The organism is Actinoplanes sp. NPDC048967 (genome assembly GCF_040649415.1).
GTDB lineage: Bacteria > Actinomycetota > Actinomycetes > Mycobacteriales > Micromonosporaceae > Actinoplanes.
Genome location: NZ_JBEZFL010000013.1, coordinates 26,417 through 40,768, shown reverse-complemented (window position 1 = coordinate 40,768; position 14,352 = coordinate 26,417). Strand labels below are relative to the sequence as shown.

Sequence of the window (14,352 nt, the reverse complement as noted above, 5' to 3'; positions counted from 1 at the left end):
GCGTATCGGGTCTAGGCTGAGCCGGCTTGTCTCCATCCCCGTCCGTCTCGTCCCCGTGTCCCTCTTCCCGTGTCAGGAGTTCAGCTGTGACCAGCACACCGCCGCCGCAGCCCGCACAGCCCCCGGGGCGCCCGGTTGCCCAGGTGATCCGGCCGCTGCGTGACCTCACCGCGTACGCCCTGGTGGCGGCGCCCGCCATCTGGCTGTTCGTCGCGGTGATCCGGCTGATTCCGTCCGGGGTGGGCCAGGACTTCCTCACCCGGGTGCAGAACAGCTTCTACAGCTTCGTCAACATCGAGCTGATCGCCCTGCCGCTGGCCGCGGTGCTGCTGGCGACCCTGGTCCAGCCGGTGCACAAGCACGCCAGGCTGATCACGATCGCCGCCCTGGTGGAGTACGCGGTGGCGGCGTTCTTCGCGATCATCTTCGGCTTCCTGATCGCACTGGTGAAGATCGCCGGCTGGAGCGTCCGGGTGGCGTTCGAAGAGTTCCTGGTCCGCGCAGCCTGGCTGGCAGTGTTCGCGGCGGCGGCGTACGCGGTGTTCCTGATCTGGCGGAACCTGTTCTACACGCCGAAGCCGAAGGCCCAGCCCGGGATGTACGGCCAGCCGCAGCAGTGGCAGCAGCAGCCGTACGGGCAGCCTGGTTACCCGCAGCAGCCGGGTCAGCCCGGTTTCGCGCCGCCGCCGGGTCAGCCCGGTTACGCCCAGCCCGGCCCGCAGCAGCCCGCCCCGCAGCAGCCAGGCCAGTGGGGTCAGCCGCCGGCCGGGCCGGGGTGGGGAGCACCGACCTCGGCGCCGCCCGCGTCAGCGCCGCCCGCTTCGGCCCCGCCGGCGTCGGCTCAGCCTGCGCCGGGCACGCCGCCCGGACCGTTCGCCCCGGCGCCGGGCCACCCGCAGGCACCGGGCGCCTACGGCCAGCCGCCGGCCTATGGCCAGTCCCAGCAGCAGCCGGGTGGCTATGCGGATCCGACGCAGGCGCTCCCGCACCACAACCCGGACGACGCCGACCGCACCCGCGTCGTGGGCGAGGAGCCCCCGCCCCGCCAGTGACCGAACCCGACCCGCCGACGGCGCCCCACCCGGGGCGCCGTCGCTGTTCCCATGGAGACTGAGCGTGAAAGCGCACGAAACCGCCGACGCGGGATCGCGCCGCCCGGCCGGGCAGGTCACTCACCCCCAGCCGTCCGTGCCCAGCCAGCGAAACAACGAGCCCGCATCCCAGCCTCGCGCCGACGCGGAGGCTGCCGCTCGTGAGGCTGCGGTACTCGCAGCGCAGAGCCGCGACAGCGGAACGGCCCGCGCTCGGGAGGCGGCGGCGCAAGACGGCGATCGCGCGGCGGCCACCGCCCGTGAGGCCGCGTCTCTCGCGGCGCAGCGCCGCGGCCACCTGGAAGCCGCCGCCCGCGAGGCCGCGCTCCTCGCGGAACAACGTCGTGACCGCGCGGAAGCCAACGCCCGCGGAGCCGCCCTTCTCGCCAGCCAGCGCCTGGATCGCGCCGAGGCCACCGCCCGCGAGGCCGTGATCCCCGCAGCGCAGCGCCTGGATCGCGCGGAAGCCGCCGCCCGCGAGGCCGTGGCCCTCGCAGCCCAGCGCCGGAACGAAGCCGAAGCCGCCGCCCGCCGGACAGCAGCGCTGGCAGCCCGACGTCTCGCCGCCGCCGAGTCCGCCGCCCGCCTGACCGCGGCCCAAGCAGCCCGACGACTGGACGCCGAGGAAGCAGCCCAGCGGCAAGGCGCCCTCCGGAAACGCGACCGCGAGGCCCAACTGGTCCGCGAGTCGGCCCTCCGGGCAGCGCAACGCCAGGTAGCCGTCGACGCCGCCCTGCTGCGGGCCGCGGTCCACGCGCAGCACCGGGACGACACCCTCCCGGCCGCCGCCGAGCCGGCGTGAGCGAAGGCAGACCGGACCGGGGGAGCAGAGGCATCGGCCGCCAGGCGTGTTCCAGACCACTGCCGCCGGCAGGTCGCCCCGGCCGCAGTTGCTCTCGATCCGGCCTAGGCTGCACAGGTGGCAGACGTGACTGAGGCCAGCATCCGTCGTGCGCTCAAGCGGGCGACCGATGGTAAGGCGATCGATGCCGGTGAGGCGACGGCTCTGCTTGCCGCCGACGGGCCGCTGTTCGACGAGTTGCTCGCGGTGGCCGGCGGGGTGCGTGACGCCGGGTTGCGGGAGGCGGGCCGCCCTGGCGTGGTCACGTACTCGAAGAAGGTTTTCATCCCGCTGACCCGGCTGTGCCGCGACCGCTGCCATTACTGCACCTTCGCGACGGTGCCGCACCGGCTGCCGGCGGCGTTCCTGGAGCGCGACGAGGTGCTCGCGATCGCCCGGGAGGGCGCCGCGCAGGGTTGCAAGGAGGCCCTCTTCACCCTGGGCGACCGGCCCGAGGAGCGGTGGCCGGCGGCCCGGCAGTGGCTCGACGAGCGCGGCTACGACTCGACCCTGGACTACGTGCGGGCCTGCGCGATCGCCGTGCTCGAGGAGACCGGGCTGCTGCCCCATCTCAATCCGGGCGTCCTGAGCTGGGCCGACCTGCAGCGGCTCAAGCCGGTCGCGCCGAGCATGGGCATGATGCTGGAGACGACCGCCACCCGGCTCTGGTCCGAGCCCGGCGGCCCGCACTTCGGCTCGCCCGACAAGGAGCCCGCCGTCCGGCTGCGGGTGCTCGATGACGCCGGCCGGGTCGGGGTCCCGTTCACCACCGGCATCCTGATCGGCATCGGCGAGACGCCGGCCGAGCGGATCGACGCCGTCTTCGCGATGCGCCGCAGTGCCCGCGAGTACGGCCACATCCAGGAAGTCATCATCCAGAATTTCCGCGCCAAGCCGGACACGGCGATGCGGGGCATGCCCGACGCGGAGTTGCGGGAGCTCGCCGCGACGGTGGCGGTCGCCCGGATCATCATGGGTCCCCGCGCCCGCCTCCAGGCCCCGCCCAATCTCATCGCCGGCGAATACGCCCTGCTGCTGCGGGCGGGCATCGACGACTGGGGTGGCGTCTCCCCGGTGACGCCCGACCACGTCAATCCCGAGCGCCCGTGGCCGCAGATCGAGGCGTTGCGCGAGCAGTCCCGGGCGGCCGGCTTCGAGCTGCGTGAGCGGCTCACCATCTACCCCGAGTACGTCCGCCGCGGCGAGAGCTGGCTCGACCCGCGCCTGGCCGCGCATGTGGCCGCGCTGGCCGACCCGGCGACCGGGCTGGCCCGCGAGGAGGCCAGGCCGGCCGGGTTGCCCTGGCAGGAGCCGGACGACGCGTACGCGAGCGGCCGCACCGACCTCTTCGCCACGATCGACACCGAGGGCCGCACCGGTGACCGCCGCGGCGACTTCGACAGTGTGTACGGCGACTGGGACGAGGTGGCCGCGCACATCTCCGCCGAGGCCGTCGCCGCCGGTGCCGGCAAGGTCGTGCCGCGCATCGAGTCCGACGTGCTGGCCGGCCTCAAGCTGGCCGCCGAGGATCCGGCCGCCCTGCTGGATCCGGCGCACGAGGTCCAGGCCATGGCGCTGTTCAACGCGGACGGTTCCGCCCTGGACGAGCTGGCCCGCCTCGCCGACGACCTGCGCAAAGAGGTCAACGGCGAGGACGTCACGTACGTGGTCAACCGCAACATCAACTTCTCCAACGTGTGTTACGTCGGCTGCCGGTTCTGCGCGTTCGCGCAACGCGAGCAGGACGCCGACGCCTACCGGCTGTCCGTGGAGCAGGTCGCCGATCGGGCCGAGGAGGCGTGGCGGGACGGTGCCACCGAGGTCTGCATGCAGGGCGGCATCGACCCCAAGATGCCGATCACCGCGTACGCCGACCTGGTGCGGGCCGTGAAGCGCCGGGTGCCCGGGATGCACGTGCACGCGTTCTCCCCGATGGAGATCGTCACCGGCGCGGCCAAGGCCGGCGTGTCGGTGCGGGAGTGGCTGACCGAGCTGCACGAGGCCGGGCTCGACACGATCCCGGGCACCGCCGCCGAGATCCTCGACGACGACGTGCGCTGGGTGCTGACCAAGGGCAAGCTGCCCGCCTCGGCCTGGATCGACGTGGTGACCACCGCGCACCAGGTGGGCATCCGGTCCAGCTCGACGATGATGTACGGCCACGTCGACCATCCCCGCCAGTGGCTGGGCCACTTCCGGGTGCTGGCCGGTATCCAGGACGTGACCGGCGGTTTCACCGAGTTCGTGGGCCTGCCGTTCATCCACACCAACGCCCCGATCTACCTGGCCGGCATCGCCCGCCCCGGCCCGACCTGGCGGGAGAACAGGGTGGTCCACGCGATGGCCCGGATCCTGCTGCACGGCCGGATCGGCAACATCCAGTGCTCGTGGGTGAAGCTCGGTGACGAGGGCACGATCGCGATGCTCAACGGCGGCTGCAACGACCTCGGCGGCACCCTGATGGAGGAGACGATCTCCCGGATGGCCGGGTCGGAGCACGGCTCGGCCCGTACGGTCGCGCAGTTGAAAGAGCTGGCAGCGGCCGCCGGCCGGCCGGCGGCCGAGCGCACCACGGTCTACGGCCGCCGCTAGATCACCCTCTCGGACACCCCTAGTCAACAGGTCACAAAATGGGGTAATTTGGACTCGACGCGCCGACCTCGCGTTACCTTCCGGTGGCCCGGACAGATAGGGCTGGAACGGGACCGCGAGGCCGCCATGGCGCCTCGGGGAAACGGGCCTATTTATCAGGTTCGGCTTGACGACGCACGTCTTACACGCGTGTAATTTCGGTGGGGTTGTGGGAAAGGCGCGTCGCGAACCGCGTATTTCCCGCAAGAAACACGCCGCGTGCGTGGGGGGTCAGCGCAGGCATCGCTGCCGGCGCGGAAAAGGAGGCACGCCGATGGAAGCGCAGGTTGAAGGGGTGGACCTGCTCGGGGACGCGCCCGAGTGGCAGGAGCGGGCCCTGTGCTCGCAGACCGATCCAGAGGCTTTCTTCCCGGAGAAGGGCGGTTCGACGCGCGAGGCGAAGCGGATCTGCGGCCGGTGCGACGTCAAGGCGGAATGCTTGGAGTACGCGCTCGGTCACGATGAGCGTTTCGGTATCTGGGGCGGGCTCAGCGAGCGCGAACGTCGCAAGCTCAAGCGGCGCGTGGCCTGACGCGACCTTCCTGCGGACGCCGGGGGGCCGTCTTCAGGAAAGTTCGTCGGGATCCACACCCAGCAGGTTGGCGACCTGCTCGATGATCACGTCATGCACGAGGTCGGCGAGGTCCTCGCGGTCCATCGCCCGGAATTCCAGCGGCCGCCGGTAGAGCACGATCCGCGGCGGCAGCTCCTGGCGTCCGGGCCGGCCCGGCAGCAGGCGGGCCAGGGGGACCTCGCCGTCCTCGAGCACGTCGGAGTCGTAGACGTTCAGCTCCGGGGGCACGTCCTCGACGGCGAACTCGACGCCGGCGAGCTCCTTGGCGTAACGCCGTTCGAGGCCCTCGACCGTGTCCAGGACGAGGTCGTCGAAGATCTCGGCCTTGGTGCGGGCGAGCGGCACGGTCGCCGGCACGAGCCGGCCGCGCAGGCCGCGCCCGTGACGATCGCGGCGGGTGGGCCGGCCGGGCCCGGCGGTGCGGGCCGACCGGCCGGGATCGGCGCCGGACCGGCGGCGGTCGGGGCTGGTAGTCACGCCGTCAGCCTAGCCCGCACGGGCCGTCTCCCGTGGTCAGGCTGTGTCCACCGCGTTTCGTTGCCGGGAATTCGTCCCATTGGGACGGCGTGTCGGTGCGCCATGTCGAAATCGTGATGCATGGTGGGTCGGCGTGTCGCGGCTACCGGCCGCCGCGGGGAGATAACGTGCCGCCGTGAGGTCACCACGGCGCTGCTCCCGGAACGGCTGTCCCCGACAGGCGGTCGCCACTCTGACCTACGTCTACAGCGACTCGACCGCGGTGGTCGGCCCGCTGGCGGCGTTCGCCGAGCCGCACACGTACGACCTGTGTGAGCCGCACGCCCGCAGCTTGACCGCGCCGCGCGGGTGGGAGCTGGTGCGCCACGACGGTGACTTCGCCCCGCCGCCGCCCACCACCGACGACCTCGTCGCACTGGCCGATGCCGTCCGTGAGGCGGCTCGTCCGGCGCCGCCGCCCCGCCCGGAGGAGCACGACAATCTGCCGGGGCACCAGACCGGCCGCCGCGGCCACCTGCGGGTCATCCCGCCCTCGCACTGAGTCCCTGGCTGGGCAGCGCCACCAGCCGGTAGCGCTTCTGCAACCACGGGATCAGTTCCCGGTACGCCGAGACAGTGGCCGGCTGCCCGTAATCGTGGGACAGCACGATCGCGCCCTTGCCGACGTGCTTCTTCACCGCGTGCACGACCTTGGCCCGGTGCGCCGCGTCCGACTCGCCGCCCGGGTGCTCCCAGTCGCGCGGGTCGACCTGCCAGTAGATCGATGTCATGCCCAGCTCGGCGGCGGCGGCCACGAAGGCCGGCGTGAAGTTCCCGCCCGGCGCCCGCAGGTAGCTGATCCGGGCTCCGGGCACGGCCCGCCGGATGGCGTCGTTCGTGCGCTGCAGGTCCGCCCGGATCACCGCGGGCTTCTTCTTACCGAGGGTCAGGCTGTGCCGCCAGGTGTGGTTGCACAGGGTGTGGCCCTCGGCGGCGATCCGCCGGACCAGCCCGGGGTACGCCGCGACGTTCTGCCCGACGACGCAGAAGGTGGCCTTGACCCGTTTCTGCTTGAGCAGGTCCAGCATCCGCGGCGTCTGCACCGGGTCGGGTCCGTCGTCGAAGGTCAGCGCCACCGCGGCGCCGCCGGTGCGCATCAGGCTGCCGGCCGGTCCGTCGGCGTGGGCCGGGACGCGTTTCGCCGGCTTCTTGCGCGCAGGGGTCCGGCCCTTCACGGGGACGGCGGCGGGCTTCGCCGGGGCGGGCTCGTGCCGGGCCGGCCTGGTCGGTGCCGGGGCCGCGGCGGTGGTCCGCGACGGCGCCGGGGCGGCCGAGGTGGCCGGGGCGCTGACCCAGCGCGGGTCGCTCTCGGCGGCCACGGCTGTGCCGCAGCCGGCCAGGACGCTCAGCGCGAGGCCGAGCAGCAACACCTTGGGGGTACGCATCGCCGACAAACTCCGTCCGCCAGTCACCAACGAGGACGGAGGAAATATGGTCCCGTACGCCGCCGCGAAGTTCGATCCCCCGCAGGGCTGGCACTCATCGGGGAGAAGATCCCGTCCGGCCGGTGACGAAGGGGCAACGCCCCCGGCCGGATCGGTCGGATCAGCGGATCACTTGCTCCAGAACACGTACAGGGCGCCGTAGGGGACCGCCTTGGTCGTGCCGTCGGTGCAGGCGCCGGCCGGAGCCACGCCGCCGGAGGTGTAGAGCCGCTGGATGTGGGTGGCTTTGGCCAGCAGGCCGTTGGCCGGGCCACTGTGGGTGTCGATCGTGAGCAGCAGCTCGGCGATCGTGCCGGCGCGCGCCCGCTCCGCCGTCTTCGTCGCCGTCACCAGGGAACCGTCGCGCTCGGACTGCCAGCTCGGGCCCTTGAAGTGGTGCAGCAGGCCACCGGGGCCGGCCAGCTTGGCCTCGGGCACGGAGCCTCCGGTGAAGACACCGCCGGTGCAGGTGTAGGTCTGGGTGCCCCTGACGACCCGGTAGCTGCCGAGCCGGACCGCGCCCGCGGGCGGGTCGATCACCGACGGCGAAGCGCTCGGCCGCGGCCGGGCGCCCGGGGTGAGCTCGGCGGCGGACGCGTTGTAGCTGATCGCGCCGACGCCCACCAGCACGGTGGCAGCGGCGGCCATGGTCAGGGCACGGACGCGGGTTCGGGTACGGGGCATGGCAGTGATCTCCTCCGATAGGTATGTCGCACCCCAGTACGGGCACCACGCGACCACGGATGGCCGGTTGCCCGAAAGTCGTCGGGCATTGCCCGGATAGACGATCCTGTGTGGATGACAGACCTCGACCTGCGCCCGGTGACCGAAGCGGACCTGCCGATGTTGCGGCGTTTCGCCGTCGAGCCCGGCCTGATCGGCAACGACTGGTTCGGCTTCCGTGATCCGCGGGCCCAGGACCGCCGCTTCGCCCAGGACGGCTATCTCGGCACCGACAACGGCCGGCTCATCGTCGCCACCGAGGGCCAGGCAGCGGGCTTCGTCACCTGGTCCGAGGGCCGGTACGGCGGCTCGGCGAGCTACTGGGAGATCGGCATCGTGCTGCTCCCGCAGTGGCGCGGCCGCGGCCTCGGCTGGCGGGCCCAGGCCATGCTCTGCGACTACCTCTTCCTGCACACCCCGGCCCAGCGCATCCAGGCGGGCACCCAGCCGGAGAACGTGGCCGAGCAGAAGTCGCTGGTCAAAGCCGGCTTCCAACTCGAGGGCACGGTCCGGTCAGCGGTGTTCCGGGCGGGCCAGTGGCGCGACGGACTGCTCTACAGCCGGCTGCGCACCGACCCCTCGGTGGCCGTCTAGAGGTCGATGCCGGTCAGCACCATGACGCGCGGCTCGGTGTAGTCGTCCATCGCGCTGGCCACGCCCTCCCGGCCCACACCACTGCCCTTCACCCCGCCGTAGGGCATCTGATCGGCCCGGTACGACGGGACGTCGCCCACGATCACGCCACCGACCTTCAGGTCACGGTGCGCGGCGAACGCCGTCTGGATGCTGTGGGTGAAGATGCCCGCCTGGAGCCCGTACGCCGAGTCGTTGATCGCCGCGAAGCCCGCGGCGTCGTCGCTCACCTCGGCCACCACCAGGACCGGCCCGAAGATCTCCTCGGTGACCACCTTGGCATCGGCCGGGACGCCGGTCAGCACCGTCGGCGGGTACGTCGCACCGTCGCGCTTGCCGCCCACCGCCACGGTCGCGCCGGCGGCCACCGCCTCGTCGACCCACTCCTCGACGCGTTTCGCCGCGTCCTCGCTGATCATCGGGCCGACCTCGACCTCCGGGTCCTGCGGGTCGCCGGTGCGCAGCGCGTGCACCGCGTCGAGCAGCCGCGGCACGAAGCCGGTGAGGCTCGCGTGCACGTAGACCCGCTGGACCGCGATGCAGCTCTGGCCCGCCTGGTAGGTGCCGAACGTCGCCACCCGCTGCGCCGCCCAGCTCAGGTCGGCGTCGCTGCCGTAGTCGCCGCAGAGCAGGACCGCCGCGTTGCCGCCCAGCTCGAGCGTCACGTGCTTGTCCGGCGCGGACCGGCGGATCTGCGCGCCGACCGGGCCCGAGCCGGTGAACGACACGATCGGCAGGCGCGGGTCGGCGACCAGCGCGGCGGCGCGGTCGTTCGGGACCGGCAGCACCGAGAACATGCCGGCCGGCAGGTCGGTCTCGGCCAGCAGCTCGCCGAGCAGCAGCGCGGTCAGCGGGGTGGCCGGCGCGGGCTTGAGCACGATCGGCGCGCCCACCGCGATCGCCGGGGCGATCTTGTGGGCGACCAGGTTGAGCGGGAAGTTGAACGGCGAGATGCCCAGCACCGGCCCCCGCGGCACGCGCTTGACCAGGGCGAGCCGGCCGGTCCCGCCGGCATCGGTGTCGAGGCGCTGCAGGTCGCCGGCGAACCGGCGGGCCTCCTCGGCCGCCCACCGGAAGACCGACACGGCCCGGTCGGCCTCCAGCCGGGCCCATTTCAGCGGCTTGCCGTTCTCGGCGGTGATCAGCGTGGCGATCTCCTCGCGGCGTTCGGCGAGCCGGCGCGAGACGTGGTCGAGGGCGGTCGCGCGCACGTGCGCGGGCAGGGCCGCGGCCCGGTCGGCGACCTCGGCCGCTGCCGCCACCGCGGCTTCGACCTGGGCCGCGGTGGCCCAGGTGGTACGCCCGACCGGCCGTCCGTCGTACGGGTGCGTCACCGTGACTTCGTCGTCACCGTGCGCTGGTTCGCCCGCGACATAGAACGCTGTGCTGTCCACCCGGCCAGCCTATGTCGCCGCCCGCCGGTATGGTCGGCGCTCGGCCCGGGAGGATCGATGACTATGCAGCTGGTGCTGCCCAGCGGTGTGACGTTGCAGCGCCGTGACACTCCGGCGGACGCCCATGACCTGCCGCCGCACGTGCTCGAACGCATCGCGCTGCGCTGGGCGGAGCGCGCCGGCTGCGAGCCCGGGCAGGTGGTGCTGCACGAGGACGAGCTCGGCTGGTCCGTGCAGGCGCCCGGCGTCCGCGCGAGCTACGCCACGTTCGTCGACAAGGTCACCGGCCGGGTGGTGAGCTTCGCCAACCCGGCCTACCTGGACGATCAGTACCGCGAGCAGCTCGACCACGAACGGGGTGTGCCACCACGGCCCGGCTTCGGCGGCGCGGCGGTCGAGGCGCCGGGAGCGGTCGCGGAGGTGGCGCTGGAGTCGTCCGCGACCGTGCATGCGAGCAGCGTCCGCACCGCTGAGCCGCCGGAGCTGCATCCGCTCGTGCAGGCCCGGCTCAGCGCCGTCCCGGCCCGGGCCCGGGTCCGCGGCGCCGAGTGGCATCCCGAGCTGGTGGCGTTCGGGCAGCTCGTCAGCGATCCCGGCGATGTCGCCCCGCACGTACGGCTGTGGCGGGTGCGGGAGCCCTCCGATCCGCGTCAGGGCCATGCCAACGGCGGACCGTGCGCCACCTGCGCCGAGGTCCTCGGTTACCGGCCGCTGTGGCCGTCGGACCGGCCCGGTCGCCAGGCCGGTGACTCCGCCTGGCAACGCCGGCTCGCGCGCCGCCGGTTGCACCGCCGCCCGGCCCCGGCCAAGGCGCGCGTCGCCGAGCGGATCGAGCAGGTGCTGGCCGTCCGCGGGGTCGAGCACGAGCACACGGTCTCCCCGGCCGCGGTCGAGGCGCTCGAGCAGTATCTCGGGGCGGATTCCACTGTCCAGGTGCCCGGCCGCTCGGTGCGGACGGCGCCGTTCCACATCGATCCGGGGTGGGTGGCCGACACCGCCGACACGCTGGGCCGGGTGGCGCGGCGGGTCGGTGCGCCGCTCTTCCCGCTCGGCACCGCCGGCTACGAGGGCCTGCTGGCCATCGACCCCGCGGGGCGGGTGTTCCTGATCGACGAGTCCGGCGAGTGGTCACTCGGCACCGGGCTGCCCGCCGCCCTCGACACCTTGCTGCTGGGCCGGTCCGCTCCCCGGGTCGAAGGCTGATCATGGGCCCGCTGAACAGGTGGTTGTCGTAGGGCGTGATGCGGGTCACGATGGACGGGACTGGAGGTGCGCATGTCCAACCCGTGGCTCGCGCTCGCCCTCGGCACCGACCCCGCGGAACGGATCACCCAGGTGGGCCGGGCCCACGAGCGGTTCGTGACCGGTGAACAACCGGTGACCCAGGTGCGTGACGTGGTGGCCGCGTCCTGGCGGCGCTCGGCCGGTGCGCTGGTCAGCCCGGACAGCACCGCGCCCATCGAGCTCAGCGACGGCGATCTGGAGGCGTACCGGGCCGCGCACCCGCTGGCCCGGGTGCTGCCGATCTTCCGGGACCTGCTCGGCGGGCTGGCCGACGACGGCGACCACCTGATGGCGGTCTGCGACGCGTACGGGCGGCTGCTCTGGGTCGAGGGCACCGCGTCGGTGCTGCGCGGCGCCGAGTCGATGAACTTCGTCCCCGGCGCCCGCTGGGACGAGGCGCACGCCGGCACCAACGCGCCGGGCACCGCACTCGCCGTCGACCACCCGTTGCAGATCTTCGCCACCGAGCACTTCAGCCGCGGCGTGCAGCGCTGGACCTGCGCCGCCGCGCCGATCCACGACCCGGCGACCGGCCGGCTGCTGGGCGCGATCGACGTGACCGGCGGCGATCACCTGGCCAACCCGCACAGCCTGGCCCTGGTCCGGGCCACCGCGCTGGCCGCCGAGGCGTACCTGGGTGCCGGTCAGCCCGCGCGCGGCGCGACGGTGTCGGCCCTGGGCCGCGAGGACGCCGTCCTCTCGATCGGTGGCCGGCCGCACCGGCTGGGGCGCCGGCATTCGGAGCTGCTGGTCCTGCTGCTGCTTCATCCCGAGGGCCGCACCGGGGACCAGCTCGCCGTGGATCTCTACGCCGACGACCTCAACCCGGTGACCGTGCGCGCGGAACTCTCCCGGCTGCGCCGCGTCCTGGGTCCCGAGCTGTTGGACTCCCGGCCCTACCGGCTGCGCGCCGAGGTCGACGCCGACTTCCTGACCGTGACCCGCCTGCTGGAACGCGGCCTGGTCGCCGAGGCTCTGGCCGCCTACGCCGGACCGCTGCTGCCGTCCTCGGACGCCCCCGGCGTGGCCCGGCTGCGCCGCCTGATCGACTCCCGCCTGCGCGACGCGGTGCTGCGCCGCGCCGACCCCGCCCTGATCCAGTCCTGGGTGACCAGCCCCTGGGGTGCCGAGGACCTGTCGATGTGGGAGGCCTACGCCGCCGTCCTGCCACCCCACTCGCCGGCCCTCTCGCTGGCCACCCGGCGGATCGCGTCGCTCACGGCGGAATACGGGCTCGCAACGGTCTTGCAACGTCGCCGTAACTAACGTCACCCGTACCCGAACTGGTACGGAGGGACACGCGCATGACCATCTATTCCCCGCCCGGATCCGACGGTGCGGTCGTCAGCTACGAATCCCGTTACGACCACTGGATCGGTGGCGAGTACGTACCTCCTGTCAAGGGCCAGTACTTCGAGAACCCCTCGCCGGTGAACGGCCAGAACTTCTGTGAGATCGCCCGGGGCACCGCCGACGACGTCGAGCGGGCCCTCGACGCGGCGCACGGCGCGGCCGACGCCTGGGGCCGCACGTCCGTCTCCGAGCGGGCGAACATCCTCAACAAGATCGCCGACCGGATGGAGGCGAACCTCGAGCAGCTCGCCGTCGCCGAGACCTGGGAGAACGGCAAGCCGGTCCGCGAGACCATGGCCGCCGACATCCCGCTGGCCATCGACCACTTCCGCTACTTCGCCGGCGCGCTGCGGGCCCAGGAGGGCACCCTCGGCGAGATCGACGACGACACCGTGGCCTACCACTTCCACGAGCCGCTCGGCGTGGTCGCCCAGATCATCCCGTGGAACTTCCCGATCCTGATGGCGGTCTGGAAGCTGGCGCCCGCGCTGGCCGCCGGCAACGCCGTCGTGCTCAAGCCGGCCGAGCAGACCCCGGCGTCCATCCACTACTGGATGTCGCTGGTCGCCGACCTGCTGCCGCCGGGCGTGGTGAACATCGTCAACGGCTTCGGCGTCGAGGCCGGCAAGCCGCTGGCCTCCTCGAACCGGGTGGCCAAGGTGGCGTTCACCGGTGAGACCACCACCGGCCGGCTGATCATGCAGTACGCGTCGGAGAACATCATCCCGGTGACCCTGGAGCTCGGCGGCAAGAGCCCGAACATCTTCTTCGACGACGTCAGCGCGCAGGACGACGACTTCATGGACAAGGCGCTCGAGGGCTTCTCGATGTTCGCCCTGAACCAGGGTGAGGTCTGCACCTGCCCGTCGCGCGCGCTGATCCAGCAGGGCCACTACTCCGACTTCCTCGCCGCGGGCGTCAAGCGCGTGGAGAACATGAAGCAGGGCAACCCGCTGGACACCGACACCCAGGTCGGCGCGCAGGCCTCCAACGACCAGCTGGAGAAGATCCTGTCGTACTTCGACATCGGCCGGCAGGAGGGCGCCAAGGTGCTCACCGGCGGGGCCCGGGCCGACCTCGGCGGGGACCTGGCCGGCGGCTACTACGTGCAGCCGACCGTCTTCGAGGGCGCCAACTCGATGCGGATCTTCCAGGAGGAGATCTTCGGCCCGGTGGTGTCGGTGACCTCGTTCTCCGACTACGCCGACGCGATCAAGACCGCCAACGACACCCTCTACGGCCTCGGCGCCGGCCTGTGGACGCGGGACATGAACACCGCGTACCGGGCGGGCCGGGCGATCAAGGCCGGCCGGGTGTGGACCAACTGCTACCACCTGTACCCGGCGCACGCGGCGTTCGGCGGCTACAAGCAGTCCGGCATCGGCCGCGAGAACCACAAGATGATGCTGGACCACTACCAGCAGACCAAGAACCTGCTGGTCAGCTACTCGCCCAAGGCCATGGGATTCTTCTAGGCCATGGGAGCCCGAGTAGACGTGACACCCGCGGCGGCCGACCTGATCCGGTCGCTGCGGGGACAGCACGGCCCGCTGATGTTCCATCAGTCCGGCGGCTGCTGCGACGGCAGCGCCCCGATGTGTTACCCGGAGGGCGAGTTCCGTACCGGTGCGAGCGATGTGCTGCTCGAGGAGCTGCACATCGATGGCGTGGCCGAACCGGTGTCCTTCTGGATGAGCACCTCGCAGTTCGAGGCCTGGCGGCACACCCACCTCACCGTGGACGTGGTGCCGGGCCGGGGCAGCGGCTTCAGTCTGGAGGCGCCCGAGGGCGTGCGTTTCCTGATCCGCAGCCGCATCCTCACACCCGAGGAACTGGCGGCGCTGCCGTCGTGACGGGACACGGCCGGGCGGTCGGAAACTGCCGCCCG

At 72.5% G+C, this 14,352-nt stretch carries 14 protein-coding genes; 10 read left to right on the top strand and 4 right to left on the bottom strand.

The window, feature by feature from the left end:
* Window positions 1-86: 86 nt before the first annotated feature.
* The 4 genes from AB0C12_RS39480 (at window position 87) to AB0C12_RS39465 (ending at window position 5,095) form a co-directional block, all read left to right on the top strand.
* Window positions 87-1,052 (top strand): hypothetical protein, encoded by a 966-nt coding sequence (locus tag AB0C12_RS39480; RefSeq protein ID WP_360555835.1) that lies wholly within the window; start codon window positions 87-89, stop codon window positions 1,050-1,052.
* A gap of 64 nt (window positions 1,053-1,116) precedes the next feature.
* On the top strand, window positions 1,117-1,893 hold the full coding sequence (locus AB0C12_RS39475; RefSeq protein WP_360555833.1) for a hypothetical protein: 777 nt from the start codon (window positions 1,117-1,119) through the stop codon (window positions 1,891-1,893).
* Between the two features lie 117 nt (window positions 1,894-2,010).
* Window positions 2,011-4,524 carry a bifunctional FO biosynthesis protein CofGH gene (locus AB0C12_RS39470; RefSeq protein ID WP_360555832.1) on the top strand — a complete coding sequence of 838 codons (2,514 nt, stop codon included), beginning with the start codon at window positions 2,011-2,013 and terminating at the stop codon, window positions 4,522-4,524.
* 313 nt (window positions 4,525-4,837) lie between these two features.
* Window positions 4,838-5,095, top strand: coding sequence for a WhiB family transcriptional regulator (locus tag AB0C12_RS39465; RefSeq protein WP_015619224.1), 258 nt, complete (start codon window positions 4,838-4,840; stop codon window positions 5,093-5,095).
* 33 nt (window positions 5,096-5,128) lie between these two features.
* On the opposite strand, the gene AB0C12_RS39460 is transcribed toward AB0C12_RS39465, so the two are convergent.
* Complete coding sequence (locus AB0C12_RS39460) at window positions 5,129-5,494, bottom strand: metallopeptidase family protein (protein ID WP_203773585.1); 366 nt, start codon at window positions 5,492-5,494, stop codon at window positions 5,129-5,131.
* Window positions 5,495-5,789: 295 nt separating this feature from the next.
* Between AB0C12_RS39460 and AB0C12_RS39455 the strand changes: the two genes are divergently transcribed.
* Window positions 5,790-6,155 (top strand): DUF3499 domain-containing protein, encoded by a 366-nt coding sequence (locus tag AB0C12_RS39455; protein WP_023358955.1) that lies wholly within the window; start codon window positions 5,790-5,792, stop codon window positions 6,153-6,155.
* Here the strand turns inward: AB0C12_RS39455 and AB0C12_RS39450 are convergent.
* Together AB0C12_RS39450 and AB0C12_RS39445 are read right to left on the bottom strand one after the other, a co-directional pair.
* Window positions 6,136-7,038: a polysaccharide deacetylase family protein gene (locus tag AB0C12_RS39450; protein WP_360555830.1), complete on the bottom strand. Its 903-nt coding sequence runs from the start codon at window positions 7,036-7,038 to the stop codon at window positions 6,136-6,138. The two genes, AB0C12_RS39455 and AB0C12_RS39450, sit on opposite strands and share 20 nt — an antisense overlap.
* Window positions 7,039-7,206: 168 nt before the next feature.
* The gene (locus AB0C12_RS39445; RefSeq protein WP_360555828.1) at window positions 7,207-7,761 is read right to left on the bottom strand and encodes a DUF3455 domain-containing protein; all 555 of its coding nucleotides are present in this window, start codon (window positions 7,759-7,761) and stop codon (window positions 7,207-7,209) included.
* Window positions 7,762-7,875: 114 nt separating this feature from the next.
* Here AB0C12_RS39445 and AB0C12_RS39440 point away from each other — a divergent pair, with 114 nt between their 5' ends.
* Entirely contained in the window at window positions 7,876-8,394 is a 519-nt protein-coding gene (locus tag AB0C12_RS39440; protein WP_360555826.1) for a GNAT family protein, read from the top strand.
* Here AB0C12_RS39440 and AB0C12_RS39435 read toward each other — a convergent pair.
* Window positions 8,391-9,827 carry an aldehyde dehydrogenase family protein gene (locus AB0C12_RS39435; protein WP_360555824.1) on the bottom strand — a complete coding sequence of 479 codons (1,437 nt, stop codon included), beginning with the start codon at window positions 9,825-9,827 and terminating at the stop codon, window positions 8,391-8,393. The two genes, AB0C12_RS39440 and AB0C12_RS39435, sit on opposite strands and share 4 nt — an antisense overlap.
* A gap of 57 nt (window positions 9,828-9,884) precedes the next feature.
* Between AB0C12_RS39435 and AB0C12_RS39430 the strand changes: the two genes are divergently transcribed.
* The 4 genes from AB0C12_RS39430 (at window position 9,885) to AB0C12_RS39415 (ending at window position 14,317) form a co-directional block, all read left to right on the top strand.
* Window positions 9,885-11,030: an SUKH-3 domain-containing protein gene (locus tag AB0C12_RS39430; RefSeq protein ID WP_360555822.1), complete on the top strand. Its 1,146-nt coding sequence runs from the start codon at window positions 9,885-9,887 to the stop codon at window positions 11,028-11,030.
* Between the two features lie 72 nt (window positions 11,031-11,102).
* Window positions 11,103-12,377, top strand: a complete 1,275-nt coding sequence (locus AB0C12_RS39425) for a GAF domain-containing protein (RefSeq protein WP_360555820.1) — start codon at window positions 11,103-11,105, stop codon at window positions 12,375-12,377.
* 38 nt (window positions 12,378-12,415) lie between these two features.
* Entirely contained in the window at window positions 12,416-13,939 is a 1,524-nt protein-coding gene (gene adh, locus AB0C12_RS39420) for an aldehyde dehydrogenase (RefSeq protein ID WP_360555818.1), read from the top strand.
* Window positions 13,940-13,942: 3 nt separating this feature from the next.
* Window positions 13,943-14,317, top strand: a complete 375-nt coding sequence (locus tag AB0C12_RS39415) for a DUF779 domain-containing protein (RefSeq protein ID WP_360555816.1) — start codon at window positions 13,943-13,945, stop codon at window positions 14,315-14,317.
* Window positions 14,318-14,352: the final 35 nt, after the last annotated feature.

Coding starts and splice junctions, on each gene's coding strand:
- AB0C12_RS39465 (WP_015619224.1), top strand. CDS start 4,838: ATGGAAGCGCAGGTTGAAGGGGTGGACCTGCTCGGGGACGCGCCCGAG.
- AB0C12_RS39450 (WP_360555830.1), bottom strand. CDS start 7,038: ATGCGTACCCCCAAGGTGTTGCTGCTCGGCCTCGCGCTGAGCGTCCTG.
- AB0C12_RS39445 (WP_360555828.1), bottom strand. CDS start 7,761: ATGCCCCGTACCCGAACCCGCGTCCGTGCCCTGACCATGGCCGCCGCT.
- AB0C12_RS39440 (WP_360555826.1), top strand. CDS start 7,876: ATGACAGACCTCGACCTGCGCCCGGTGACCGAAGCGGACCTGCCGATG.
- AB0C12_RS39430 (WP_360555822.1), top strand. CDS start 9,885: ATGACTATGCAGCTGGTGCTGCCCAGCGGTGTGACGTTGCAGCGCCGT.
- AB0C12_RS39425 (WP_360555820.1), top strand. CDS start 11,103: ATGTCCAACCCGTGGCTCGCGCTCGCCCTCGGCACCGACCCCGCGGAA.
- adh (WP_360555818.1), top strand. CDS start 12,416: ATGACCATCTATTCCCCGCCCGGATCCGACGGTGCGGTCGTCAGCTAC.
- AB0C12_RS39415 (WP_360555816.1), top strand. CDS start 13,943: ATGGGAGCCCGAGTAGACGTGACACCCGCGGCGGCCGACCTGATCCGG.